Annotated in this window: 22 protein-coding genes and 1 pseudogene; 6 read left to right on the forward strand and 17 right to left on the reverse strand. The window is 73.3% G+C overall.

The genetic code is table 11. The features are described from left to right. Positions 1 to 6 precede the first annotated feature (6 nt). From xseA to AMPC_RS07490, 17 genes are all read right to left on the reverse strand, one after another. Positions 7 to 1461, reverse strand: a complete 1455-nt coding sequence (gene xseA, locus AMPC_RS07410) for an exodeoxyribonuclease VII large subunit (RefSeq protein ID WP_248345511.1) — start codon at positions 1459 to 1461, stop codon at positions 7 to 9. 26 nt (positions 1462 to 1487) lie between these two features. After that, on the reverse strand, positions 1488 to 2264 hold the full coding sequence (otsB, locus tag AMPC_RS07415) for a trehalose-phosphatase (protein WP_248345512.1): 777 nt from the start codon (positions 2262 to 2264) through the stop codon (positions 1488 to 1490). Positions 2265 to 2301: 37 nt separating this feature from the next. Further along, the gene (gene hemH, locus AMPC_RS07420) at positions 2302 to 3261 is read right to left on the reverse strand and encodes a ferrochelatase (RefSeq protein ID WP_248345513.1); all 960 of its coding nucleotides are present in this window, start codon (positions 3259 to 3261) and stop codon (positions 2302 to 2304) included. Next, entirely contained in the window at positions 3262 to 4641 is a 1380-nt protein-coding gene (hemN, locus tag AMPC_RS07425; RefSeq protein ID WP_248345514.1) for an oxygen-independent coproporphyrinogen III oxidase, read from the reverse strand. Next, complete coding sequence (gene hemE / locus AMPC_RS07430) at positions 4638 to 5699, reverse strand: uroporphyrinogen decarboxylase (RefSeq protein ID WP_248345515.1); 1062 nt, start codon at positions 5697 to 5699, stop codon at positions 4638 to 4640. The genes hemN and hemE overlap by 4 nt, the downstream gene beginning before the upstream one ends. Positions 5700 to 5770: 71 nt before the next feature. Next, the gene (locus tag AMPC_RS07435) at positions 5771 to 6058 is read right to left on the reverse strand and encodes a DUF167 domain-containing protein (protein ID WP_248345516.1); all 288 of its coding nucleotides are present in this window, start codon (positions 6056 to 6058) and stop codon (positions 5771 to 5773) included. 3 nt (positions 6059 to 6061) lie between these two features. Then, on the reverse strand, positions 6062 to 6862 hold the full coding sequence (locus AMPC_RS07440) for an LpxI family protein (protein WP_248345517.1): 801 nt from the start codon (positions 6860 to 6862) through the stop codon (positions 6062 to 6064). A 3-nt stretch (positions 6863 to 6865) separates the two neighbouring features. After that, positions 6866 to 7639 carry an acyl-ACP--UDP-N-acetylglucosamine O-acyltransferase gene (gene lpxA, locus AMPC_RS07445; protein ID WP_248345518.1) on the reverse strand — a complete coding sequence of 258 codons (774 nt, stop codon included), beginning with the start codon at positions 7637 to 7639 and terminating at the stop codon, positions 6866 to 6868. A 24-nt stretch (positions 7640 to 7663) separates the two neighbouring features. Continuing rightward, on the reverse strand, positions 7664 to 8128 hold the full coding sequence (gene fabZ / locus AMPC_RS07450; RefSeq protein ID WP_248345519.1) for a 3-hydroxyacyl-ACP dehydratase FabZ: 465 nt from the start codon (positions 8126 to 8128) through the stop codon (positions 7664 to 7666). After that, complete coding sequence (gene lpxD, locus AMPC_RS07455; RefSeq protein WP_248345520.1) at positions 8125 to 9183, reverse strand: UDP-3-O-(3-hydroxymyristoyl)glucosamine N-acyltransferase; 1059 nt, start codon at positions 9181 to 9183, stop codon at positions 8125 to 8127. Before lpxD ends, fabZ begins: the two co-directional genes overlap by 4 nt. 12 nt (positions 9184 to 9195) lie before the next feature. Further along, the gene (locus tag AMPC_RS07460) at positions 9196 to 9762 is read right to left on the reverse strand and encodes an OmpH family outer membrane protein (RefSeq protein WP_248345521.1); all 567 of its coding nucleotides are present in this window, start codon (positions 9760 to 9762) and stop codon (positions 9196 to 9198) included. A gap of 24 nt (positions 9763 to 9786) precedes the next feature. Further along, positions 9787 to 12168 (reverse strand): outer membrane protein assembly factor BamA, encoded by a 2382-nt coding sequence (bamA, locus tag AMPC_RS07465; protein ID WP_248345522.1) that lies wholly within the window; start codon positions 12166 to 12168, stop codon positions 9787 to 9789. Positions 12169 to 12203: 35 nt separating this feature from the next. After that, positions 12204 to 12857 (reverse strand): ABC transporter ATP-binding protein, encoded by a 654-nt coding sequence (locus AMPC_RS07470; protein WP_248346277.1) that lies wholly within the window; start codon positions 12855 to 12857, stop codon positions 12204 to 12206. 44 nt (positions 12858 to 12901) lie between these two features. Then, positions 12902 to 14902 carry an ABC transporter permease gene (locus AMPC_RS07475; RefSeq protein WP_248345523.1) on the reverse strand — a complete coding sequence of 667 codons (2001 nt, stop codon included), beginning with the start codon at positions 14900 to 14902 and terminating at the stop codon, positions 12902 to 12904. Between the two features lie 4 nt (positions 14903 to 14906). Beyond that, positions 14907 to 16448: a lysine--tRNA ligase gene (lysS, locus tag AMPC_RS07480; RefSeq protein ID WP_248345524.1), complete on the reverse strand. Its 1542-nt coding sequence runs from the start codon at positions 16446 to 16448 to the stop codon at positions 14907 to 14909. 185 nt (positions 16449 to 16633) lie between these two features. Next, the gene (locus AMPC_RS07485; RefSeq protein WP_248345525.1) at positions 16634 to 18238 is read right to left on the reverse strand and encodes a glycoside hydrolase family 57 protein; all 1605 of its coding nucleotides are present in this window, start codon (positions 18236 to 18238) and stop codon (positions 16634 to 16636) included. Between the two features lie 3 nt (positions 18239 to 18241). Continuing rightward, a complete protein-coding gene (locus AMPC_RS07490) occupies positions 18242 to 19495 on the reverse strand; it encodes a DUF4912 domain-containing protein (protein WP_248345526.1) in 1254 nt (417 codons plus the stop codon). 183 nt (positions 19496 to 19678) lie between these two features. On the opposite strand from AMPC_RS07490, the gene AMPC_RS07495 reads away from it, so the two are divergent. The 6 genes and pseudogenes from AMPC_RS07495 (at position 19679) to AMPC_RS07515 (ending at position 24719) form a co-directional block, all read left to right on the forward strand. Continuing rightward, positions 19679 to 21076, forward strand: coding sequence for a BamA/TamA family outer membrane protein (locus tag AMPC_RS07495; RefSeq protein ID WP_248345527.1), 1398 nt, complete (start codon positions 19679 to 19681; stop codon positions 21074 to 21076). Continuing rightward, complete coding sequence (locus tag AMPC_RS07500; RefSeq protein ID WP_248345528.1) at positions 21073 to 21735, forward strand: hypothetical protein; 663 nt, start codon at positions 21073 to 21075, stop codon at positions 21733 to 21735. The genes AMPC_RS07495 and AMPC_RS07500 overlap by 4 nt, the downstream gene beginning before the upstream one ends. Then, a pseudogene (locus AMPC_RS20580) lies at positions 21732 to 22436 on the forward strand (sensor histidine kinase); the annotation flags it as partial. The gene AMPC_RS07500 and the pseudogene AMPC_RS20580, both read left to right, overlap by 4 nt. A 201-nt stretch (positions 22437 to 22637) precedes the next feature. Further along, positions 22638 to 23324 carry a sensor histidine kinase gene (locus tag AMPC_RS20585; RefSeq protein ID WP_404800644.1) on the forward strand — a complete coding sequence of 229 codons (687 nt, stop codon included), beginning with the start codon at positions 22638 to 22640 and terminating at the stop codon, positions 23322 to 23324. 40 nt (positions 23325 to 23364) lie between these two features. Next, complete coding sequence (locus AMPC_RS07510; RefSeq protein ID WP_248345530.1) at positions 23365 to 23937, forward strand: DUF4337 domain-containing protein; 573 nt, start codon at positions 23365 to 23367, stop codon at positions 23935 to 23937. A gap of 14 nt (positions 23938 to 23951) precedes the next feature. Next, a complete protein-coding gene (locus tag AMPC_RS07515; protein ID WP_248345531.1) occupies positions 23952 to 24719 on the forward strand; it encodes an SDR family oxidoreductase in 768 nt (255 codons plus the stop codon). Positions 24720 to 24729 lie beyond the last annotated feature (10 nt).

Genomic DNA, 24729 nt, shown 5'->3' on the forward strand with positions numbered 1-24729 from the left:
GTTGACCTAATCACGAGTGGAACCCCGTTCAACCGAGGCGGTCTTCCCCGGCCCGCTTCCGGGTTCCCCGGCGCGCGACCGGCCCGGCAACGGATCGCTTCCTGCATCGACCCCGGTCACCACCACGTCGAGCCAGCCCTCGGACAGCGCCAGACGCAGCGCGTCACCGGCGGCCGCCTCGCCGCTGCGCCGGAGCACCCGGTCCTGCGCGAGTGCAAGAGCGAAGCCGCGCTTCAGCACCTCCGCCACGTTGGCCGGAGCGAGCCGGGACTTCAGCCTTTCCAGCCGGAGCTCCTCGCGACGGAAGGTGGCGGCCTGCCACGAACCGAGGCGGCGCGTGGCGGCCTCTGCCCGGGACGCGAGCAGGCGGAGGCGTGCCCGCGGCTCCTGGCGCTGGAGCCGGCCCCGCAGGGACTCCTGCCGCTGCCGCTCCTCCCGGAGCCGCTCGCGGACGCTCCCCTCCCCGGCGCGCAGCAGATCCTCGAGCCGGTGGCGCTGCTCGGAGAGAAGGTGCTTCGGATCGGAGAGCTCCGCCTTGAGCGCCCGCAGCTCGCGCCGCCGCCCCGCCACCGCCTCGCCCGCCGCCCGCGTGAGCCTGGCGCGGAGCGCGCGGAGCCCGGCCTCGAGCTCGTCCTTCACCGGCGCGACCAGCTCGGCGGCGTGCGTCGGCGTGGCGGCCCGCACGTCGGCGACCAGGTCGGCCACGGTGACGTCGATCTCGTGCCCGACCGCGCTCACCACCGGCACCGGGCAGGCGGCGAGCGCCCGCGCCAGCCGCTCGTCGTTGAACTCGAAGAGATCCTCCTGCGACCCGCCGCCGCGGGTGACGACGATGACGTCCACCCCGGCTCGGCAGAGCCCCTTCACCGCGGCGGTCACGGTGGCCGCCGCCCCCGCCCCCTGCACCCGGCAGGGCGCCACCAGCACCGGCAGCCCCGGGAAGCGGGCGTGCAGGACGCGGAGGAAGTCCTTGAGCGCCGCGGCGGTGGGGCTGGTGGCCACCCCCACCCGGCGGGGCAGGAACGGGAGCGCGCGCTTGCGGGCCGGGTCGAGGAGCCCCTCGGCGAGGAGCCGCTCCTTGAGCTGCTGGAGCAGGAGCGCCTGCGCGCCCGCGCCCCGCGGCTCGAGCTCGTTCACGACGAGCTGGTACTTGCCGTGGGGCGGGTAGATCTCGACGAAGCCGCGCGCCAGCACCTCCTGCCCGTCCTTGGGCGCGAACGGGAGCCGCCGGGCCGCCGACGCCCAGACCACCGCGTTGACGCAGGCGCCCTCGTCCTTGAGCGAGAAGTAGAGGTGGCCGCTCGACTGCCGGCGCAGGTTCGCCACCTCGCCCGAGACCCAGACGTCCTTGAAGCGCGGCTCGACCGCGACCCGCAGCGCCCGCGTCAGCTCGGACACCGAGATCGCGCGCGGCTTCACCTGCGCGAAGAGATCGCCCGTCTCGCCTGCCCTGGCCGCCACCCCTGGACCCTACCGCGCCGGTCCGACTAGCGCTGCCCCGCGGCGCGCCGGCCGGCCCGGGCGGGCGCGCGCAGCTCGAGGAGGGTGGAGAGGAGGGCGTCCATGTCCTCCTGCGAGCGGAGCCGCCACCGGGCCTTCGAGGCGCCCGGGCCGACGCGCACGCCCTCGACCCGCGGGGGGCCGAGCGCGAACACGTCCTCGTCGGTCACGTCGTCCCCGCAGAAGATGGCCTGCGCGCTCCCGGTCTCCTTCAGGAGCCGGCGGACCGCGTCGCCCTTGTTCGGGAAGCTCGCCGGGACGCAGTTGAGGACGTGCTTGCCGTGCACCAGCCGGGCGCCGTCGAGGCCGGCCGCGGCGGCGTGCACCGCCTCCTCCACCCGGCGCCACTGCCGCTTCAGCCCGTAGTGGATCGAGAGCGTCGAGACCTTGTCCTCGATGAAGTAGCCGTCCACTCCCTCGAGCGCGGCCTCGAGCGCGCCGACCCAGCGCCGGACGCGGGCCACGGTGGCCCGGGGGACCTCGCGGGCGCAGCCGTGCTCGAAGCCGTGGTTGCCGACCACGGTGGCGCAGGCGCCGGACACGAAGGCGGCGGCGTCCTTCCAGGCGCGGCCGGAGACCACCGCCACCGGGTAGCGCTCCGCCAGCGCCGCGAGGAGCCGCTTGGTGCCCGGGCGCATGTGGGCGCCCTGCGGGGTGCGGGCGAGCGGCGCGAGGCAGCCGTCGTAGTCGAAGGCGACGAGGAGCCTGCCCTCCGCCAGGCGGCGGAGCTCGGGCAGGTGGCGCGAGGCGAGGATGTCCAGCATGGTGCGGTCCTTCCAGGGGCGAAGCGGGGCGGTGGGGCTAGGCGGCGCGGGCGCCCGCGGCGAGCCCCTGGCGGACCACGTCGGCGAGGGCCTCGACGAAGGCCGGCCGCGTGCCGAGCGCCGGCACGCGCCAGTAGCCGGCGGCGCCGGCCTCCTCTGCCGCGGCCCGCGCCAGGATGTCGAGATCGTAGAGGGTCTCGAGGTGCTCGGAGACGAAGGCGACGGGGACGGTCACCACCGCCTTGCCGTGGGCGTGCTCGCGGAGGAAGTCGATGGTGTCGGGCCCGAGCCACTTCACCGGCCCGACGCGGCTCTGGTAGGTGACCTGGTACGAGCCCGCCACCCCGGCGCGCTCGGCGGCGCCGCGCGAGGAGATCTCGACGTAGTCGGGGTACGGGTCGCCCTTCTTCACCTGGCTCATGGGCAGCCCGTGGGCGCTGAACACCACGAGCAGCTTCTCCCGGAGCTCGGGCGGGACGATCGCCAGGGTCTCGGAGAGCGCCGCCGCGGAGGCGTCCAGGTAGCCGGGGTGGTCGTGGTAGGTGCAGACCTCGGCGAGGGGCAGCTCGCGCGGCCAGCGCCGGCGCAGCTCCTCGAGCGAGCTGCGGGTGGTGGCGTTGGCCCACTGCGGGTAGAGCGGCAGGGCGACCGCCTGCGTGGCGCCGGCGGCGAGCGCCTCGGCGACGCCCTCGGCGGTGTCGGGGTGGCCACAGCGCATCGCGAGGTGGCAGCTGAAGTCGGGGCCGAGGGCCGCCTCGAGCGCCCGCGCCTGCGCCTGCGTCCCCTCGACGAGGGGCGAGCGGCCGCCGATGAGCTGGTACTTCTCCGCCGAGGACGGGGCGCGGAAGTGGCTGATGAGCTTCGCGAGCAGCCGCCGCACCGGGCCGAGCGGGATCGACAGCACGGCCGGGTCGCTGAAGAGGTCGTACAGGTAAGGCTCGACCTCGTCGAGGCTCCGCGGCCCGCCCAGGTTCATCAGGAAGACCGCGGTCTTCATCTACACCGTCCTCGAGAAGGTGGTCTTCTGGCCGGCGTGCTTCGGCAGGTAGGCGTCGAAGAGCATCGCCACGTTCCGGACCAGCAGCCGCCCGAGCGGCGTCACCGAGAGGAGGTCGCCGTCGAAGGTGACGAGCCCGTCGGCCTGGAGCTCCTTCACCCCGGTCTGGAGCGAGGCCTCGATGGTCTGGCGCGCCTCGGCGCCGAACTTCTCGGCGATCTCGCGCAGGTCGAGCCGGAAGAGGCACATGACCCGGTTGATGGTGAACCGGCGGAGCACGTCGTCGGCGGTCTGCACCGTGCCCTTCTGGACCGGGAGCTTGCCGGCCTCGACGAGATCGCCCCAGTCCTTGAGCCGGTGGGCGTTCTGGGCGTAGCAGCCGCCGACGTCGGAGATCGACGTCATGCCGAAGGCGACGGTCTCGTCGGCGTGGCGGGTGGTGTAGCCCTGGAAGTTGCGGGTGAGGTAGCCCTCGTCCTGCGCCCGCGCCAGCTCGTCCGACTCGAGCGCGAAGTGGTCGAGGCCGATCTGCCGGTAGCCGGCGTTGCCGAAGGTCTCGGCGGCGGTGAGGAAGAGCTGCACCCGCTGCTCGGTGGTGGGGAGCTCGGAGACCGGCAGGAGCTTCTGGTGCGGCTTCGCCCAGGGCACGTGCGCGTACCCGAACACCGCCATGCGGTCGGGGTGGATGGCGAGGATCCGCTCGAGCGTGTGCCGCCAGCTGTCGAGCGTCTGGAACGGCAGGCCGTAGATGAGGTCGAGGTTCACGCCCTCGAAGCCGTTGTCCCGGGCCGCCTGCACGAGGTCGGCGGTCTCCTTCTCGGTCTGGATCCGGCCGACCGCCTGCTGGACGCGGGGCTCGAAGTCCTGCACGCCCATGGAGATGCGGTTGAACCCGAGCCTGGCGAGGAGCTCCACCTGGGCCCGGCTGGTGATGGCCGGATCGACCTCGATCGACTGCTCCGCCTCCTTCGGCACGTGGAAGTGCTTCGTGAGGATGTCGTGGCAGCGCTGCAGCTGCTTCAGGTCGAGGAAGGTGGGGGTGCCGCCGCCCCAGTGGAGCTGCGTCACCTCGCGCCGGTGCGGGAGGCGCGCGGCCACCAGCGCCACCTCCTTCTCGAGCACGTCGAGGTAGCCGTCGGGGCGCGTGCGATCGTGGGTCGCGATGACGTTGCAGCCGCAGAACCGGCACATCTCGCGGCAGAACGGCAGGTGGACGTAGATCGAGACCGGGCCGCCCTGCGCGTCGGCGCGGGCGAGGTGCTCCTCGTACGCCTGCGCGCCGAAGGCCTCGGTCCACTCCGGCGCCGTGGGGTAGCTCGTGTAGCGCGGGCCGGGCCGGTCGTACTTCTTGATGAGCTCCAACGGCGGGATCTGGATCACGCGCGCTCCTGGTTCACCGGCCAGCCGTGCACCAGGTCGACCAGCGCCTTGACGTTCTCCGGCGGGGTCGGCGGCTGGATGCCGTGGCCGAGGTTGAAGATGTAACCGGGCTCGGAGCCCGCGGCTTCCAGGAGCGCCTTCGCCCGGGCGAGCAGCGTCTCCTTGGGGCCGAGGAGGAGCGTGGAGTCGAGGTTGCCCTGGACCGCGACGCCGGGGAGCTGGCGGCGGGCCTCGGCGAGCGGGATGCGCCAGTCGAAGCCGACCACGTCGTAGCCGAGCCGGGACAGCGGCTGCAGGTGGGTGCTGGTCCCGGTCGAGAAGATGATCGAGGGCACGCCGAGCGGGCGCATCGCCTCGGCGATGCGGGCGAGGTACGGGAAGCTGAACTCCTCCAGGTCCTCGCGCGAGAGCTCGCCGAGCCAGCTCTCGAAGATCTGGACCGCCTGGGCGCCGGCCGACACCTGGGCCTGGAGCTGCACGATGGCCGCCTCGGTCAGCTTGTCGAAGAGGGCGTGGGCCGCCGCCGGGTCGGCGTAGAGCATCGTCTTGAGCCGGGTGAAGCCCTGGCTCCCGCCCTCGACCGCGTAGCTCGCGACCGTGAACGGGCCGCCCACGAAGCCGATGAGCGGCACGCGGTCGGCGAGGACGCGCCGGATGGCCTTCACGCCGTCGAGGACGTAGGGCAGGTCCTTCACCGGATCGGGGACGCGCAGGGCGTCGATGGCGGCGCGGTCGCGGACCGGGTTGCCGATCTTCGGCCCGCCGTCGCCCTTGCCCTTCTCGCCCTTCTCGAACGAGAGGTCGAGGCCCATGGCCGGCAGCGCCACGAGGATGTCGGAGAAGAGGATGGCGGCGTCGAAGCCGAACTCGTCGATGGGCGCCGCGGTGACCTGGGCGATGAGCTCCGGCGAGCGGCAGAGCTCGAGGAAGCTCACCTTCTGCCGCACGGCGCGGTAGCTCGCCTGGTAGCGCCCGGCCTGGCGCATGAGCCAGACGGGGAGGCGATCGACGGGTTCGCGGCGGCAGGCCTTGAGGAAGCGATGGGCGGTCGGGCTCATTGGGCCGCGCATTCTACCCGACCGGGCCGGCGCGCGCATCACGAGCGAGCGGGCGCGCGCCCGGGCTCCCCCTAACCGAGCGCCGCCTCGACCGCCGCGGCCGACCGCCCCTCCACCCGCAGGGTCTTCCGCCGGCCGGTGTCGCCCCGCAGGAGGACGACGTCCGCCTTCCGCACCGAGAGCGCGTCGGCCAGGAACTCGACGAGCGCCCGGTTGGCCTCCCCGTCCACGGGCGGCGCGGCGAGCTGCACCTTGAGCCGGCCGTCGTGCTCGCCGGCGGCGCGCGTGCGCGAGGCGCGGGGCTGCACCAGCACCTCGAGGACGGCGCCCCCGGGCGCGTCTCGCACCCAGGCCGCCACCGCCTAGAGCCCCACCACCGCCACCCGGGCGCGGTCGGCGTCGCGCACCAGGGCCTCGCGGTCCATGACCAGCGTCGCCCCGGCCTCGACCGCGAGCACCGCGGCCCCGACCTCGGCGAGGACGGCCACCGTGTCGGGCCCGACCGCCGGCAGGTCGAAGCGCCGGTCCTGGCCCGGCTTGACCGCCTTCACCACCACCGCGCCGCCCTTGGCGAGCGCGCCGCCGCGGCGGATGCAGGCGTCGGTGCCCTCGATGGCCTCCACCGCCAGGGCCGCCCTGCCCTTCACCACCACCGTCTGGCCGAGGTCGAGGCGGCCCACCGCCCGCGCCAGCTCGAGGCCGTAGCGGGCGTCCTCCCACTGCTCCGGGGTCGGGCTGCGCCGGCCGAGCACGCCCGCGGGCGCCAGCCGGTCGGCGAGGAACGGCGCCGGGTCCACCACCGGCAGCCCCTCCGCCTCGAGGTGGGCGGCGATGCCGCGCAGGAGGCTGTCGTCGCCGCGGACCGCCACCCGCGCCACCACGCCGAGGAGCGCCGCGTCCGGCAGGGCGTCGCGGAAGAAGCGGGCCTTCGGGACCCCGCCCAGCATCACCGCCGAGCCGGCGCCGCCCTGGCGCAGCGCCGAGACGATCCGGCCGAGCTGCCCCAGCTTCACCCAGGTGAGCCCGTCCACCGCGCCCTCGAGGGCCGGGTCGGTGATCGACTGGAAGGCGGTCGCCACCACCCGGTGGCCGGCGCGCCGCGCGCTCTCCGCGAAGAGGATGGGAAAGCGGCCGCTGCCGGCGATGAGGCCGAGGGTCGCCACGCGCTACCTCGTGACGCCGCGGCGCGAGCCCTCGAGGAAGGCGACCAGGTGGGCGATCTCGGGCTCGGCGCCCATCTCGGCCCGGAGCTCGCCGAGCGCCTCCTCGAGCTTGAGCTTGCTGCGGAAGAGCTTCCGGTAGGCGGCCCGGATCCGGCCGCCCTGGGCCTCGGTGAAGCCGGCGCGCTGGAGCCCCACGGTGTTGAGCCCGGCCAGCCGCGCCCGGTCGCCCTGGACGGTGCAGTAGGGCGGCACGTCCATCACCACCACCGAGCCGGCGGCGAGGAAGGCGTAGCGCCCGAGCCGGACGAACTGGTGGACCCCGGAGAGCCCGCCCAGGATGACGTGGTCCTCCAGCACCACGTGACCGGCGAGCGCCACCGAGTTGGCGAGGATGCACCCGTCGCCCACCTGGCAGTCGTGGGCCACGTGGGCGTTGGCCATGAAGAGGCAGCCCGAGCCGATGCGGGTGACCCCGCCGCCCCCGGCGGTGCCGACGTGCGCGGTGGTGAACTCGCGGAACTGGTTCCGGTCGCCGACGACGAGCTTCGTCGGCTCGCCGCCGTACTTGAGGTCCTGCGGGATCTGGCCGAGGACGGCGTGCGGGAAGACGCGGTTTCCCGCGCCGAGGACGGTGTCGCCCTCGATCACGGCGTGGGCGCCGATCCGGCAGTCCGGGCCGAGCCGGACCTGCGGCCCGATCACCGCGTACGGCCCCACCTCGCAGGAGGGGTGCACCTCGGCCCCGGGGGCCACGACCGCCGTGGGGTGGATGGCCATCGCAGCGCTCCTCGCCGGCGCCCGCTAGGCGCCCTTGTCGGCCAGCATCGCCATGAACTCGGCCTCGGCCACCACCTCGCCGTCCACCCGGGCGGTGCCCTTCTCCTTCCAGACCGCGCCCTTGCCGCGCACGACCTCGATGGTGAGCTCGAGCCGGTCGCCCGGCACCACCGGCTTGCGGAAGCGCGCGCCGTCGATGCCCATGAGGTAGGTGACCTTGTTCGCGAACTCCCCCTCCATCGACTTCATGGCGAGGAGCGCCGCGGCCTGGGCCATCGCCTCGAGGATGAGCACGCCCGGCATCACCGGGTGGCCGGGGAAGTGCCCCTCGAAGAAGGGCTCGTTCATGGTGACCGACTTCCAGGCCGTGAGCGACTTCATCGGCTCGAAGGCGACCACCCGGTCCACCAGCAGGAACGGATAGCGGTGGGGCAGCAGCTTCTGGATCTCGCGCACGTCGAGGACGGCGGCCTGCTTCGCCTTGCTCATGTCTTCTCGGTTTCCTCTGCGGCCGGCCCGGCCGCCTTCTCGAGCGCCTTCACGCGCCGGGAGAGCTCGTCGAGGCGCCGGAGCAGCGCCTCCTCGCGCATCCAGCGGCGCTGCGGGCGGGCCGGGTAGCCGCCCCAGGTCTCGCCGGCGGGGATGTCGTTCATCACGCCCGACTGGGCGAGCAGCGTGGCGCGGTCGCCGACCTGGAGGTGCCCCGCGAGCCCGACCTGGCCGGCCAGCACCACCCCCTGCCCGAGCTTCGTCGAGCCGGAGATCCCGACCTGGGCGCAGAGGATCGAGAGCGGACCCACCTGCACGTTGTGGGCGATCTGGACCAGGTTGTCGATCTTGCTCCCGCGCCCCACCACGGTGGAGCCGAGGGTGGCGCGGTCCACGCAGGAGTTGGCGCCGAGCTCGACGTCGTCCTCGACCACCGCGTTGCCGGCCTGGGGGACCTTGTAGTGGCGCGGGCCGGAGCCGTCCTCGCCCACCGGGTCGAAGGCGAAGCCGAAGCCGTCGGCGCCGATCACCACCCCGGGCTGGAGGACGCAGCGGCTCCCGACCACGCAGCGCTCGCGGACGTTGACGTTGGCGTAGAGGACGCAGTCCTCGCCGACCCGGGCCTCGGCCCCGAGCACCACGCCGGGGAAGAGGATGCTGCGCGCGCCGACCTCGGCGCCCGGGCCGACGCAGGCGAACGGCATCACCTGCGCCGACGGGTGGACGTGGGCCGAGGGGTGGACCGCCGCCTGCGGGGCGATCTCCGGGACCGGCTCGCGGGGCGGGTGGAAGAGCGTGGAGATGCGCGCGAACGCGAGGTACGCGTTCTTCACCCGCAGCACGGTGCGCCCGGCGGGCGCCGCCGCCCCGGGCTCGAGCACCACCGCGCCGGCCCGGGAGGCCTCGAAGGCCTCCCGGTAGCGGGGGTTCGAGAAGAACGAGAGGTCGGCCGGGCCGGCCGTCTCGAGGGGCGCCACGCGCTCGACGCGCAGCGCCCCGTCGCCCTGCACCTCGCCGCCCACGCGCGCGGCGAGCTCCGCGAGCAGGAAGGTCACGGGCGGCCTCCGCTACTTCTTCTTGCCGTTCGGCTTCTTGGCCGAGGCGGCCGGGGAGCCGCCCTTGTGGCGGGCGTTGTACTTGCGGACGAGCTCGTTCGTGAGGTCGTACTGCGGCGGCGCGTAGATGAGGCCGGAGTCGGTCTTCTCGAAGACCATGGTGAAGCCCTCCGACTCGGCCATCTCGCGGATGATGGCGTTCATCTTCTCGAAGATGCCGCGCGTCATCTCGCGCTCGCGCTCCGAGAGCTCCTTCTGCAGGTTCACGTAGGTGCCCTGCACGTCGGCGAGCTTGCGGTCGAACTCGGCCTGCTTCTCCCGCTTGGCCGTGTCCGACATGACCACCTGCTGCTTGTCGTAGTCGGCCTTGAGCCGCTTCAGCTCCTCCTGCTTCTCGTCGAGCGTCTTCTGCTTCTGGTCGAACTCCCGCTTGAGCTGGGCCTTGGCGGCCTTGCCGTCCTCGACCTCGTTGAGGGCGCGCTGGAGATCGACGAAGCCGATCTTGACGTCGGCGGCGGCCGGCGCGGCGTAGAGCGCGGCGGCGAAGGCGAGGGCGGCGGGGATGGCGATGCGTCTCATGGAGTCCTCCGTGATGCGGGTCGGCTAGAAGAAGTTGCCGATGGTGAACTGGAAGTCGCTCGAGGAGTCGATCCAGTTGCCGGTGAGCCCGTCCCTGCGGCGGTTGAGCGGGAAGCCCCACTCGAAGCGGAGCGGGCCGATGGGGCTCATCCAGCGCAGGCCGAAGCCGACCGACTTGTAGAGCGAGAGCCCGACGTTGGGGTCGGACCACTGGCCCGAGCCGAAGGTGTTCCCCATGTCGAAGAACACGACGCCGCGCACGCCGACCTTCTCGAGCAGCGGGATCTCGAGCTCGGAGTTGAGGATGAGCTGCTTGTTCCCGCCCACCGACACCCCGGTGAGCTCGGCGTCGGGGCGCGGGGTGGCGCCCGCCAGCACCTGCGGCGAGATGGAGAGCAGGCGGTAGCCGCGGACCGAGTTGATGCCGCCGAGGTAGTAGAGCTCGGAGACCGGCACCGGGTGGGCGTCGTCCCAGTTGCGGATGTACCCGGCGGTCAGCTTGAGCCGCCCGACGACGCCCGCGAACAGCGGGTGGTAGTAGCGGGACTCGAAGGTGTAGCGGCTGAAGAGGTTCACCCGGCTGCCGAACACCGCCTCGGGGGCGAGCGCCGGCGGGGCGAACTCGGCCGACAGCGACTCGTAGTAGCCGCTCGACGGGAAGAGCCGGTCGTTGCGCTTGTCCCACTGCAGCGAGAGGCGCAGGGCGCTGGTGGTGCCGGAGCGGTAGCGGTTCGCGAGCAGGATGTCGGTGAAGGTCGGCGTGACCGACACGAACTCGTTCGTGTAGGTCGCGAAGAGGCGCATGTCCTCCAGGTTCCGCGCGAACTTCCACCAGGGCGCGAGCCCGGCGAGCTCGTAGCCCCAGGTCAGCGTGCCGCCGACCGCCTTGCGGGTGAAGGTGGAGTAGATGCCCTCGGTGGCGTAGAGGTCGAAGGCGAAGGTCCAGCGGGTGTCGAGGAAGTAGGGCTCGACGAACTGGATCTGGCCGAGCTGCCGGATCGACGAGTACTGGATCTGCAGCGAGAGCGTCTGGCCCCAGCCGAAGAAGTTGTTCTGGGAGATCTGGCCGGTGAGGATGAAGTTCTCGTAGGACGAGAAGCCGGCGCCCACCTGGAACGTGCCGGTGGAGCGCTCCTTCACCTCGACGGTGGCGACGATCTTGTCGTCGGCGCTGCCCTTCTTGGTGGTGATCTCCACCTTCTCGAAGTAGCCGAGCGCGTTGACGCGCTGCTTCGAGACGTTGATCCCGGTGCCGCTGAAGAGGTCGCCCTCGTAGATGCGCAGCTCGCGCCGGATGACCTTGTCGCGGGTCTTGGCGTTGCCGACGATCTCGATCCGCTCGAAGTAGGTCTTCTGGCCGGGCTGGACGTCGTAGGTGAGGTCGATGACCTTGGTGTCGGCGTGGACGTTCGTGACCGGGTTCACGTTCACGTACGCGTAGCCGAGGTCCTTGTAGACGTCCTGCAGGTTCTGGATGTCCTTCGCCACCTTGGAGCGGGCGAAGATCATCCCCGGCCTGACCTGCACCACCTTCTCGAGCAGCGGGGTCTGATCGAGCAGCTCGCCCGAGAAGTCCACCTTGCCCGCCGAGAACTGGTCGCCCTCGTCCACGTGGAGCGAGATGTAGAGCCACTTCTTGTCGGGGCTGATCTGGACCGCGGGCTTCCCCACCTTGGCGTAGAGGTAGCCCTTGTCGCCGTAGATGAACTGGATCGCCTGCAGGTCGCGCTGGAACGCCTCCTCCTTGTAGTTCCCCATGGAGTTGAGGAACGAGAGGTAGCCGCCCTCCTGCGTCTGCATGTACGGGGTGATCTCGTCCTTGGCGACGTGGGCGTTGCCGAGGATGTTCACCTGCCGGACCTGGACCTTGGCGTGCTCGTTCACGACGAACACGACGTTGGTCTGGTTGTCGGGCTGCGGGTCGAGCCGCCAGGTCACCTCGGCGAGGTAGAAGCCCTTCTCGACGTACTTCTCCTGGATCTTCTTCTGCGACTTGCGGACCAGGTTGAGGTCGAGGATGGCGAACGGCTTGATCTCCGAGGCCTCCTTGACGAGGTCGTCGGCCGAGATCTCGTCGGCGCCCTCGACCTTCACCTCGCGGACCGCCGGCTTCTCGACGACGCGGAACACCAGCGTCGGGCGCTCGGCGCCGCCCTGCTCCTCGACGGTCACGTCGGAGAAGAAGCCGAGCTTCATCACCGAGCGGATGTCCTCGTCCACCTTCTTGAGGTCGAGCGGCTCGCCGGCCTTCTGCGAGATCACCGCCTTCACGGCGTCGATCTCGACGCGGCGGTTGCCCTCGACCTGGACGGCCTGGACGGTGGGCTCGTCCCCCTGCGCGGCGCGGGCCGCGGGCGGACACACGAGGAGGCACAGCGCGGCCAGGGCGAGGAGGGGGCGGCTCACGAAGCCGCGAAATCTAGTGGAAAGGCGCTGAAAGCTCAAAGGGAAACCAGCCTGCCGGACTCGAGGCGGAGGCGGCGCGGGAGCGCGCTCGCCAGGGCCTCGTTGTGGGTGACGACGACCATGGTGATGCCGAGCTGCCGGTTGAGATCCCGCAGGAGGGAGTGGATCCCCTCCGCCGTGACCGGGTCGAGGTTGCCGGTCGGCTCGTCGGCGAGCAGGAGCCGCGGCTCGAGGCAGAGGGCGCGCGCCAGCGCCACCCGCTGCTGCTCGCCGCCGGAGAGCTCCCCCGGCTTGTGGTCCACCCGCTCCGCGAGCCCGACCAGCTCGAGCATCCGCAGCGCGCGGCGCCGGGCCTCGCCCCGCGGCGTCCGCCGGATGAGGGCCGGCATCATGGCGTTCTCCGCGGCGGTGAACTCGGGGAGGAGGTGATGGCTCTGGAAGACGAACCCGACCGTCTCGTTGCGGAAGGTCGCGAGCTCCGCCTCGTCGCCGGCGAAGACGTCCCGCCCCTCGAAGAGGACGCGGCCGCGGGTGGGGACGTCGAGGGTGCCGAGGATGTGGAGGAAGGTGCTCTTGCCGGCGCCCGAGGGGCCGGTGAGCGCGGTGAGCTCGCCGGCGGCGATCTCGAGGTCGATCCCGCGCAGCACGTCCACCGCCCGGACGGCGTGGGCGCCGGCCCGGTCCTCCATGAGGTAGGTCTTCTCGAGCCCCTCGACGCGGATGAACGGGGCCATCACTCGCTCCGGAGCCCCTCGACCGGCTGCAGCCGGGCGGCCTTGGTGGCGGGGTAGATGGTGGCGAGGTAGGAGAGGCCCATCGCGGCGAGCGCCACGAAGGCGAACTGGGCCGGGTCCACCAGCACCGGGAGGTTCGAGATGTAGTAGACCTCCGGATCGAGCGGGATGCCCACCTTCTCCACCAGCAGGCAGGTGCCGTAGCCGAGGAGCAGGCCGAAGGCGGTCCCGACCGCGCCGATGATGAGCCCCTCGGCGACGAAGATCCGCATCACGCTCGAGAGGCCCGCCCCCATGCTCTTCAGCACCGCGATCTCGCGGGTCTTCTCGAGCACCAGCATGATGAGGGTGGCGACGATGATGAAGCTCGCCACGAGCACGATGAACCCGAGGATCACCGCCATCACCACCTTCTCCATCATCAGCGCGGAGAAGAGGTTGCGGTTCATCTCGCCCCAGTCCTTCACCCGGTACGGGTAGCCCTCGAGCGCGGCCAGCACGCGGCGGGTGACCGGCCGGGCGGCGTCCACGTTCCGCACCTTGAGCTCGAGCCCGGTGATCGCGTCGCCGGCGCCGAAGAAGCGCTGCGCCGCCCCGAGGTCGAGGTAGGCGAACTTGGAGTCGTACTCGTACATCCCGCTGTAGAAGACCCCGGCCACGCGGAAGGGGCGGCTCTTGGGCTGCGGGCCGGCCGGTCCGAGGTCGCCGAGCGGGGAGATGACGTTCACCACGTCGCCCACGAAGACCCGCAGCGAGCGGGCCAGCTCGCGGCCGATGACGATGCCGGGGACGGGCTCGCCGCCGGGGGCGGCGGCCGGCGCCTCGCCCGTGCCCGGCTTGCGCGGGAGCGGCGGCTCCTCGGCGCGGGCGCCGCCGGCGGGCCGCGCCGGGGCGGGGGCCCCCGCGGCGGCCCGCTCCGGCGCGCGCTGCTCCAGCTCGTCGAAGGGGCGGTCCTTGCCGGGCGGCGGGATCCGGTCGGGGTGGGCGAGCCAGTCGAGCCGCCCCTCCTCGAGCTTCCGCGGCCAGTCGGTCACGGTGCCCACCGTGGCCGGGTCCACGCCCTTGAGCACCGCGCCGGTCAGGTTCTGGCCGGCGGAGAGCATGACCTCCTCGTAGAGGAAGGGGGTCGCGGCGGCCACGCCCGGCACGCCCAGCACCGTCCCGCGGACCTCCCGCCAGCCGGTGAACTCGTTCTGACCGCCGTACTTCATCACCATGCCGTGGGCGTTCTGGCCCAGGATCTTGGACTTGAGGTCGGCCTCGAACCCGCTCATGACCGAGAGCACCACGGTGAGCGCCCAGACGCCGATGGCGACGCCGCCGATCGAGATGAGCGTCATGAGGAGCGTGGCGGGCATGCGCCGGCGCCAGGCCTCCTCGCCGCGGCGCCGGGCGGCCCGCTCGCGCCGGTCCTGCCAGATCGACCAGCCGAGGAACGCGAGCAGCCCGGGCACGAGCCCGGTCACCACCATCCCGAAGAGCGCCAGGAGGGTGCGGGTCGAGAGGCGCAGGTGGCTCTTCGCGACGAAGAGCTCGTAGGAGAGCGAGGGATCGAAGCGCCCCGAGCCGGTGGCGAGGTAGGCGAGCGTGGCGCCCACGAAGGTGGCGGTGGCGGAGCCGGCGGCCGCGAGCAGGAGCCCGAGGACCAGCACGAGCTTCCCCTGCGCCTCCCACGCCGCGAGCACGCCGCCGCGCAGCCCCACCCCGGCCCCGAGCACCGGCCCGAGCTCGAGCGCGAGCAGGAGCAGGGCCGCCGCGGTGATCTCGTAGAACGCGAGCCGCCGGCCGGCCGCGGCCGCCGCGGCGCCGAGCGCGCCGGCGACGAGCGCCCCGGCCAGCGCCGCGAGGGCGGCGGCCACCCCGCCGGGCAGGCCGAGCCGGTCGGCGAGCAGCGCCTGGGCGACCAGCGCCGCGAACGGGGCGCCCACCACGCCGAGCGCGGCGAGGCAGAAGGCGCGGCCGGAGAAGACCGGCGGGACCGCTCGCGGCGCGGCGCTCACTCCGCTAGTCCCGGTTCTTGAGCAGCGGGAAGAGGATGACGTCGCGGATGGACGGGGAGTCGGTGAGGAGCATGGCGAGCCGGTCGATCCCGATCCCCTCCCCCGCCGTCGGGGGCATGCCGTGCTCGAGCGCCCGGACGAAGTCCTCGTCGTAGGGCATCGCCTCCTCGTCGCCCTGCGCCTTGGCCTTCACCTGCGCCTCGAAGCGGGCGCGCTGGTCGTCGGGGTCGTTGAGCTCGCTGAAGGCGTTCGCGAGCTCCATCCCGGCGGCGAAGAGCTCGAAGCGGTCCACGAGCCGCGGGTCGGCGTCGCGCCGGCGCGAGAGCGGGCTCGTCTCGATGGGGAAGTCCACCACGAACGCCGGCCGATCCTTGGGCAGCTCCGCCTCGGCGAACACCTCGAAGGCGATGGCGATCGCCTCGCCCGGCGAGCGGCGCGCGGCCTGCTCCAGCTTCCAGGCCCCCTCCTTCTCGTTCTCCCGGGCGGCGGCGCGGGCCACCGCCTCGGCGAGCCCCTTGCCGGCGAGGGCGTCCTCCGGCGTGAGCCCGAGCGCCCTGGCGCCGAGCTCGAGCATCGAGAAGCGGGGGAACGGCGGGGTGAAGTCGATCTCCTGGCCCTGGAAGGTCACCTTGGCCGAGCCGGTCACGTCCACCGCGAGCCGGTGCAGGAGCTCCTCGGTGAGCCGGATGAGGTCCTCGTGGGTGGCGTAGGCCTGGTAGAACTCGATGCTGGTGAACTCGGGGTTGTGGCGCCGGTCGATCCCCTCGTTCCGGAAGATGCGGCCGATCTCGTAGACGCGCTCGAGCCCGCCCACCACCAGCCGCTTGAGGTGCAGCTCGGTGGCGATGCGGAGCTTGAGGTCGAGGTCGAGGGCGTTGTGGTGCGTCTCGAAGGGCCGGGCCGCGGCGCCGCCCGCCTCCTCCGGCTTGTGGAGGGTCGGGGTCTCCACCTCGAGGTAGCCCCGCGCGTCGAGGAAGCGGCGGATGCCGGAGACGATGGCGGCGCGCTTGCGGAAGGTCGCGGCGACCCCCGGCGTCACCACGAGGTCCACGTACCGCTGGCGGTAGCGCTGCTCGACGTCGCTGAGGCCGTGCCACTTCTCCGGCAGCGGGCGCACCGACTTGGTGAGGAGGGTGAAGGCGCGGGCCTCCACGGTGAGCTCGCCGGTCTTGGTCCGGGTGGCCGGGCCCTCGGCGAGCACGAGGTCGCCGACGTCGAGGAGCTTGAAGATCTCGAAGCCCCGCTCGCCGACCTTGTCCTTCTTCACCCAGACCTGGATCTCGCCCGAGCGATCGGCGACCCGGAGGAAGGCCGCCTTCCCGAAGCTGCGGACCGCGAGCACGCGCCCCGCGACCGACCAGTCCCCGGGGTCCTTCGCGATCTCGTCCGCGGGGGCGTCGCCGTAGCGCGCGTGGAGGTCGGCCGCCACGTTCCGCGGCGCCTGCCCGTTGCCGAACGGGTTCACGCCCAGGGCCCGGAGCGCCTCGGCCTTCTTCTGCCGCTGCGCGATGATCTCCCGCTCGGTGCTGCCCAGCTCTTCGGCCATCTTATTGTCGATCTCCGGCGCCCGCCCGGGGCGCCCGCAGAAGCCGCGGGCAGGCTAGTCGGGAGAGCGGGCTGCGTCAACGCGCGCCGCGCCGGCCGGGCGCGCCCGCGGCGCGCCACCTCGGACCGCCGGGCGGGGGCGAGGTGGCGCCCGCCGCCGCGAGGAGGGGGCGGCTGCCCCGCCCCTCAGCGCTCCGGCCGGTACACGGCGAAGTCGAGCTCGGGGAAGAGGTTGTCCTTCCCCTCCGCGTACGACAGCCACTGCGGGTCGATGCTCCCGGCCCGGAGCTGGTCGTGCAGGCGGGTGAACCGGAGCAGGTGCTCCTTGGTGCGCCGGATGGCGTAGTCCACCATGGTGCCGGTCTTCATGATGAAGGCCCAGTCGGAGGACTGCGCGAGGAGCAGCTCGCGCGCGGCCTGGTCGAGGGCGCGGCGCTCGAGCGGCGTCGGCTCCCGGTAGTCGCGGGCGAGGGCGATCATCCGCTCCGCCGCCTTGTGCAGGTGGCGGTAGATCCAGTCGTTCGAGCCGTCGAGCCAGACCCCGGCGTAGCCGCCGGCGCCCCAGGAGCAGAGCGGCGGGGTGGCCACCTGCTGCTCCGGGTTCTCCCGGAGGTAGTCGCCGGGCGTGGCGAGCCGGAAGACGCGCTGGTCGTAGGCCACCTTCCGGATGAGGAAGTCGAGGAACATCGGCCCCTCGTACCACCAGTGGCCGTAGAGCTCGGCGTCGTACGGGGAGACGACGATGGGGCGCACGCCGGCCATCCGCGACGACAGGTGCTCGATCTGCCGCTCGCGGTTGAACATGAAGTTGCCGGCGTGGGCGGCGGCCCGCTCGCGCGCGACGTGCGGGCTGTAGGGCTCCTTGTGCGCGGTCTTGCCGGTGATGCGGAAGTACTTGATGCCCACGTTCTTCCGCTGCCCGGTGGGCTGCACGTACTTCTTCACGTACTCGAAGTCGAGGTCCCAGCCGATGTCCCGGTAGAACTCGCGGTAGTCGGGGTCGCCCGGGTAGCCCGACTCGGCGCTCCAGACCTGCATCGAGGACTCGGGGTCGCGCCCGAACGCGGCCGGCCCGGTGCCGGTGTAGACCGGCGCGTAGACGCCGTAGCGGGGCCGCGGGGTGGCGTCGGTGATCCCGTGGGTGTCCACGAAGAAGAAGCGGATGTTCTGCTCCGCCAGGAACTGGTCGGCGCCGGGGAAGTAGCCGCACTCGGGCAGCCAGATGCCGGCCGGGTCGCGGCCGAAGTGGCGCCGGTGGTGCGCCGCCGCCACCGCCACCTGGGCGCGGCAGGCCTCCGGGTACATCTGCATCAGCGGCAGGAAGCCGTGGGTGGCGCCGCAGGTGACGAGCTCCAGCCGGCCGGCGTCCTCGAGCCGCTTGAAGGCGGAGACGAGGTCGCGCTTGTAGCGGTCGTTGAAGAGGTGCGCCAGCTCGCGGAACTCGGCCTGGTAGTGGAGCGCCAGCGGGTGGAACGTGGGATCGTTCCGGGTCCGGTGGACCTCCTTGTCGCACAGCTCGCAGAGGCTCTCGAGCCGCCGCGCGTAGCGCGACATGAGCAGCTCGTCGCGCAGCATCGCCACCAGCGGCGGCGACATCGTCATCGAGACGCGGAACGGGATCCCCTCGTCGGTGGCGCGGTCGAAGACCCGCAGCAGCGGGAGGTAGGTCTCGCTGATGGCCTCGTAGAGCCAGTCCTCCTCGAGGAAGTCCTCGTACTCCGGGTGACGAACGAAGGGGAGGTGCGCGTGGAGGTGGATCGAGAGGTACCCGAGCACGTCGTGACCCGGCATCGGCTAGATCCCCTCTCCGCCCCAGGGGCCGTTGGGGGAGCCGGGCGAGGAGGGCCGCCCGCCCATCCCGCCCGCGCCGCTCGATCCGCTGCCGCCCCAGGTCTTGCCCGGGCCGAAGCGCGACCAGTCGGAGAGGCGCGCCAGCTGCGCCCGGAGATCGGGCGAGAAGGCGCCGCCGGCCACCGACTGGCGCAGCCAGCGGATGAGCGACTCGCCCCAGGGGATCCGCGCGAAGCGGTCGTCCAGGATGGGCGACGGGCCGAAGGGCGGGAGCAGCACGTCGTTCGAGGGCTGCGACAGCGCCCGCTCCTGGCCGCGGCGGTCGAGCAGGTGCACCTCGGCGCGGTAGACGCGGCCCGGCTCGAGGTCGTGGACGTAGAAGCTGCGCGACTCGAGCGCGAACTCCATCGTGCGCACCCGGTCCCAGCCGCCGTCGGCGCGCTGGCCGAACACCCAGAGCTGCGCCCGCGCCGACTCGAGGCCGTGGAAGGCCGCGGCGAGGGTGTCGTGGTTGTAGTCCCAGTAGAGGAAGAGGGTCCTGGGATCGCGCGGCAGGGCCACGAAGGCGTCGTCGCCGTAGCTCCAGGGCAGCTCGCCCAGCCCCTCGTCGTAGGCCGGGTGCGGCGCCGGGGCGGGCTCGTCGCCGGCGGGGGCGCGGGCGCGGAGCACGTCCTCCTCCTCCGCGGCCTCCTCGGCGGCCTGGTCCTCGAGGTCCTCGGCGTCGAGCGCCGCGCCGGGCCGGGCCTTCTTGCGCGACCGCTCCAGCGCCCCCTCGGTCATGGGGTGCGGCGACTTCTTGGCCTCGGCCTCGCCGCGCACCCGGGCGACGAAGTAGCTCTCCGGATCGGGCTCCTCCTCGCCGCGCGCCGCCGCCACCACCGCGCGCGCGCCGGCCACCGCGGCCGCGGCCGCCGCCTCGGCGGTCTCGCGGAGGGTCTGCACGGCGCGCCCGGCGCGCTGCGCCGCCCGGCCGGCCTTGCCGGCCGGCTTCTTCTTCGCGCCGGCCTCCCGCTTCTCCCGCGCGGCCTTGCGCGCACGCTCGGCGCCGCCCTGCGCCTCCTCCACCACCTTCTGGGTGGCCCGGGCGGCGCGGCCGGTGGCGCGCTTGACCGTGTCGGCCGCCTTCCCAGCTTTCTTCTCCGCCGCCTCGAGCGCGGCCACGAGCTCACTCTTCGTCAACTTGGAGTACCCGCGGCCGAGCGCCTTGCGCGCCAGAGCGCGAAGCGCCTGCACCGTCATGTTCTTGAAGTCGGCCATGGACCACCCGTTCAAAGCAGCCACCCTCCGCAGCGTCGGGTCGAGAGTGGACGTTTGTACCCCGCGCGCGCCGATCCCGCCTGTGCTTTCTTCGTGCCGCCGCGGTGACGCCACGATCGGGTGCGCGCACCCGCCGAGAATCCCCGCCGCACCCCCGCCGTCGTTCACCGTACAATGGCCCGGATGCGGCTCACCCTGCCGGCGGCGCTCTCGCTCGCCCTCCTCACCGCGCTCCCGGTCGCGGCGCGACCCCAGGATGCCGCGGCGCCCTCCGTGCCCGCAACCGAGGCAGCGCCCCGCTACCTCGTCGAGCGCATCGACCTCGAGGGGCTGGAGGAGACGCGGGCCTCCGAGGTCCGCCGCCGCCTGCTGATCCGGCCGGGCGAGCTGCTCGACGAGGGGCGCGTGCTCCTCTCGCGCTTGCGGCTTTTGCAGCTCGGGTGGTTTTCCCGGGTGGAGAGCCGGGTGGAGCGGGGCAGCGCGCGCGGGCAGGTGGTCCTCGTGTTCCAGCTCGTCGAGCGCAACACGCTCGTCGTCTCGGACCTGTTCCTCGGCTCGACCCCGGCCCAGCGGCTCTACGGCGGGCTCGGGCTCACCGAGCAGAACTTCCTGGGGATGGGGCTCGGGCTCTCCGGCGCCGCGGTGTACGGCGGGGCCCCGGCGGAGCTCCCCGGGGCCCCGCACCGCTTCTCGGCGCGGGCGTCGCTCTACGACGCCGACCTGGAGCTCGGCGGGCTCCCCACCCTCGTGGCCGGCGTCACCGGCCTCTGGATCCGCGGCGACGAGCTCTCCTGCACCGACCCCGGCTGCGACGCCTTCGACGGCCACCTCGAGCGCGCGCCCCGCCTGCGTTACGAGCGGCTCGGGGGCGAGGTCAGCCTGGGCATCCGCCCTGGCCCCTTCGAGCGGCTGCTCGGGGGGCTCCGGCTCGAGCGGGTCGACGGATCGTTCCTGCCGGGCGCGGCGGGACCGGCCCAGGTGGGCACGCCGCCGGCGCTCCGGCTCGGCGGCTCGGCGCTCGTCGCCTTCACCGGCACCTACGAGCGGGACACCCGCGACGACCTCTTCTTCCCGGCGGGCGGCGGGCGCTTCGCCGCCCAGGTCACCTTCTCGTCGCCGGCGGTCGGCAGCGACTACGAGTACAGCCGGTGGCTGCTGCAGCTCGAGAAGGACCTCTCGCTGCCGCGGGGGCACGGCCTGCGGCTGGTGGCCGCGGCCGGCGCGGTGCAGGGCGACGCCCCGTTCTTCGAGCGCTTCTACGCCGCCGACTGGGCCTACTTCAGCGTCGGCCCGGCGCTGGGCCGGGCGCTCGAGCTCAACTTCTCCACCGACTCGCGCTACGACGCGCTCCTCGCCATGGGCGGCGCCGAGTACGCGGTCCCGCTCTGGCGCTCGGAGGGGATCTTCCGGCGCGGCTACCTCGCGCTCGGGGCGCGGGCCGTCTGGAGCGCCGCGCGCTCGCGGGCCGGGCGCGACCCGCTCTCCTCCACGCCCCTCTCGGCCGACGCGGCCCTGAGGCTCGACACGCCGGTGGGCAGCTTCAACGTCTCGCTCGCCTACGCGCTCGACAACTTCCTGTGACCCGCCGGCACCGCGCGCGGGCGGCGGCCGCCCTCCTCCTCTGCGCCCTCGCCGGCGCGGGCGCGCGCGCCCTGGCGGCGGCCGGCGGCGAGGTCGAGGTGGAGCGCCGCACCGGCCGGCTCCTCGCCGGGGCCGACCTCGCGCCGGCCTTCCCGCCCGACCTCGGCCGGCACCTCGCGAGCGGGCTCACCAACGTGATCGCGATCCACGCGGCGCTCCTCCCCGAGCGCGGCGGGGAGCCGCTGGCGCTCGACGGGCGCGAGATCGACGTCCTCTACGACGTCTGGGAGGAGACCTACGGCGTCACCGTGAAGGACCGGGCCCACCCGCGGGGCGAGCGGCGGGTCTTCGCCGACGCCGCGCGGCTGCGGGAGTTCCTCGCCGACGCCCGCGGGCTCGACCTCGGGCCGGCGGCGGCGCTGGGGGGCGGCGCCTTCGTGGTGCAGCTCCGCGTCGAGGTGAACCCGGTCTCGAAGGAGCTGCTGGAGCGGACGCGCGAGTTCATCTCGAACCCGAGCTCGAGCCGGGTGGGCGGCGGCCCCTCGCGCAGCGTCCTCGGCGCGATGGCGAGCTACCTGCTCCAGCGCGCCGACCCGGGCTCCGACGTCCGCTTCTTCCAGAGCCGGCCGTTCACCGCGCGCGAGGTGCCGGCGCGATGAGGCTGCGGGCGCCGCTCTCGCGCTTCGAGGCGCGCATCGTGGTCGCGCTCGTGATCGCGGCGGTGCTGCCGCTCCTGGCGGCGCTCTGGCTCGCCGACCGGCTGGTGGCCGAGAACCTGGCGGTGGGGCTGAACCCGCGCGTGGTGGACCGGCTGCAGGCCATCCCGGCGCTCTACCGGGACCTCTTCCAGGCCCGCAAGCAGCTCTACGCGGCCGAGGCGCGCGAGGTGCTGCGCGGGCTGCCGGCCGAGCGCGGCGCGCTCGCGGGCTACCTCGAGGCGGCCGTGGCCCGCACCCCGCGGCTCCGGCGCGCCGCGGTCCTCGGCCCGGGCGGCGAGGTGCTGGCCGAGGCGGAGAAGCAGGCCGCGGAGGAGTGGGAGTGGCGGGCGGCCCCGGCGCGCGTCGCGCTCCCGGGCGGCGGCGCGCTCGAGTGCACCTTCGCCATCGAGGCCCGCTACTTCGCCGAGCTCGACGAGGGGCGCGAGCTCGCCGAGGTGGTGCAGGGGGCGGAGGCGCTGCGGGCCGACATCCGGCGCTCCTACGTGAGGGCCTTCGGGGCGCTGCTCCTCGGCTGGGCGCTCGCCGCCGGCCTCGCCGGGCTCTGGCTGGCGCGGCGCACCACCCGGCGCATCTCCGACCTCGTGCGCGCGGTGGGCGAGCTGGCCCGCGGCAACCTCGAGGTGCAGGTCGATCCCGGCACCGCCGCCGACGAGGTCTCGTCGCTCGCCCGCGCCTTCAACGCCATGGTGCGCGAGGTGCGGGAGAGCCGCGACCGGATCGTCTACCTCGAGAAGATCTCCGGCTGGCAGGAGGTGGCGCGCCGGCTGGCGCACGAGATCAAGAACCCGCTCACGCCGATCCAGCTCGCGTTCCAGCAGCTCGAGGCCAAGTGGGGGGAGCGCATGGCGCACCTGGCCGCCCCTCCCCCGCCCTCCCCGCCCGAGCGGGGAGGGAGCCCTCCGGCTCCCCTCTCCCGCGAAGCGGGGGAGGCCCAGGGAGAGGCCGCGGCGGACGCGGAGTTCGACCGGCTCCTGCGCGACGCCGGCGAGATCGTGCGCGAGGAGGTGAGCACGCTGCGCCGCCTCACCGAGGACTTCTCCGCCTTCGCGAAGCTGCCCGAGGTCCGGCCGGAGCCGGCCGACCTCTCCGAGGTGGTCGCCGAGTTCCTGCGCACCTCCCCCCAGCTCTCGGAGGAGGCGGAGGTGACGTTCGCCGCCGCGGGCGAGCCCTGCCCGGTGGCCCTCGACCGGACCCTCTTCCGCCGCGCCCTCGCGAACCTCACCAAGAACGCCGTCGAGGCCTCCCGCCCGGCGCGGGCCCGGCTCGACCTCGCGGTGCGCCGCCAGGGCGGCCGCGCGCTCCTCACCGTGGCCGACCGCGGCCCGGGCATCCCGCCCGCGGCGCTGCCCCGGGTGTTCGACCCCTACTTCACCACCAAGCAGGACGGCACCGGGCTCGGGCTCGCCATCGTGAAGAAGATCGTCCTCCAGCACGGGGGCGAGATCGCCGCCTCCCCCCGGACCGGCGGCGGCGCGGCCTTCGAGGTGCGCCTGCCCCTCGCCGCGCCCCTCGACAGCGGCCCGAAGTGATGGTTCCATCCTGGCCCCCTTGCTCCGGAGGAGCCGACCGTTGGCCGAAGCCCTGAAGAAGGAAGCCCCCGCTCCCGCCCCCGCCGCCGCGGCCCCTGCCAGGGATCGCTGGACGCAGTGGGTGGCGCTCACCACCACCGTGCTCGCGGTCTGCGCCGCCATCTCGGCGCTGAAGGGCGGCTCGTACTCGACCAGGGTGCAGCTCGCCACCACCGAGGAGTCGAACCGCTGGTCGCACTACCAGTCCAAGAGCATCAAGGACCACGGGCGCGCGGTCGAGAAGGACCTGCTCGAGGTGCTCCGGCTCCAGGCCCGCGACCCCGAGGCGGCCCGCGCCGTGGACGCCCGGATCGCGGCGGCCAAGGACGAGATCGCCCGCTACAAGAAGGAGGAGGCGGAGATCAAGGCCGAGGCGGAGCGGGTGAAGGCCGAGGAGACCGGCTACAAGCGCCACGGCGCGCAGTTCGGGCTCGCGGTGATGCTCCTCCAGATCGCCATCATGCTGAACTCCATCGGCGCGCTCATGAAGAAGCCGCTGATGTGGGGCGTCGGGCTGCTCTTCGGCTCGGCGGGCCTCGCCTACATGCTGAACGGCTTCTTCCTCTGGTTCTGAACAGGAGAACGAACGTGGACACCTCCCTCTCTGGCAAGACCGTCCTCGTCACCGGCGCCAGCGCCGGCTTCGGCCGCGCCTGCGCCGAGCGCTTCGCCCGCGCCGGCGCGAAGCTCGTGCTGGTCGGGCGGCGGGGCGAGCGGCTCGAGGCGCTGAAGGAGGCGCTCGCGGTCCCGGCCCTCACCGCCGTGCTCGACGTGCGCGACCGCGCCGCCGTGGAGCGGTTCGCCGCCTCGCTGCCGCCCGAGTTCGCCGAGGTGGAGGTGCTCGTGAACAACGCCGGCCTGGCGCTCGGGCTCGAGCCGGCGCACCAGGCCTCCCTCGAGGACTGGGAGCAGATGCTCGACACCAACTGCCGCGGGCTCTTCGTGCTCACCCGCTCGATCCTCCCGGGCATGGTGGCGCGCGGCCGCGGGCACGTGGTCAACATCGGCTCGGTGGCCGCCAGCTACCCCTACCCCGGCGGCAACGTCTACGGCGCCACCAAGGCCTTCGTCCACCAGTTCAGCCAGAACCTCAAGTCGGACCTCGCCGGCACCGGGGTGCGCGTCACCGTCATCGAGCCCGGCATGGCCGAGACCGAGTTCTCGGTGGTCCGCATGAAGGGCGACGCCGAGAAGGCGAAGGCGGTCTACGCCGGCATGCAGCCCCTCACCGCCGAGGACATCGCCGAGACCGTCTTCTGGTGCGCGACCCGCCCGGCCCACGTGAACGTGAACGTGGTGGAGCTCATGCCGCAGGCGCAGGGCTTCGGGCCGTTCATCGTGAAGCGGCAGGGGTAGCGCCGGCGCG

The sequence above is a fragment of the Anaeromyxobacter paludicola genome, assembly GCF_023169965.1.
GTDB classification, from domain to species: domain Bacteria; phylum Myxococcota; class Myxococcia; order Myxococcales; family Anaeromyxobacteraceae; genus Anaeromyxobacter_B; species Anaeromyxobacter_B paludicola.

Excerpts from the sequence above, each read along its gene's own strand:
- otsB (WP_248345512.1), bottom strand. The coding sequence starts at position 2,264 with ATGCTGGACATCCTCGCCTCGCGCCACCTGCCCGAGCTCCGCCGCCTG.
- hemH (WP_248345513.1), bottom strand. The coding sequence starts at position 3,261 with ATGAAGACCGCGGTCTTCCTGATGAACCTGGGCGGGCCGCGGAGCCTC.
- hemE (WP_248345515.1), bottom strand. The coding sequence starts at position 5,699 with ATGAGCCCGACCGCCCATCGCTTCCTCAAGGCCTGCCGCCGCGAACCC.
- lpxA (WP_248345518.1), bottom strand. The coding sequence starts at position 7,639 with ATGGCCATCCACCCCACGGCGGTCGTGGCCCCCGGGGCCGAGGTGCAC.
- fabZ (WP_248345519.1), bottom strand. The coding sequence starts at position 8,128 with ATGAGCAAGGCGAAGCAGGCCGCCGTCCTCGACGTGCGCGAGATCCAG.
- AMPC_RS07460 (WP_248345521.1), bottom strand. The coding sequence starts at position 9,762 with ATGAGACGCATCGCCATCCCCGCCGCCCTCGCCTTCGCCGCCGCGCTC.
- AMPC_RS07470 (WP_248346277.1), bottom strand. The coding sequence starts at position 12,857 with ATGGAGGACCGGGCCGGCGCCCACGCCGTCCGGGCGGTGGACGTGCTG.
- lysS (WP_248345524.1), bottom strand. The coding sequence starts at position 16,448 with ATGGCCGAAGAGCTGGGCAGCACCGAGCGGGAGATCATCGCGCAGCGG.
- AMPC_RS07485 (WP_248345525.1), bottom strand. The coding sequence starts at position 18,238 with ATGCCGGGTCACGACGTGCTCGGGTACCTCTCGATCCACCTCCACGCG.
- AMPC_RS07490 (WP_248345526.1), bottom strand. The coding sequence starts at position 19,495 with ATGGCCGACTTCAAGAACATGACGGTGCAGGCGCTTCGCGCTCTGGCG.
- AMPC_RS07495 (WP_248345527.1), top strand. The coding sequence starts at position 19,679 with ATGCGGCTCACCCTGCCGGCGGCGCTCTCGCTCGCCCTCCTCACCGCG.
- AMPC_RS20585 (WP_404800644.1), top strand. The coding sequence starts at position 22,638 with ATGGCGCACCTGGCCGCCCCTCCCCCGCCCTCCCCGCCCGAGCGGGGA.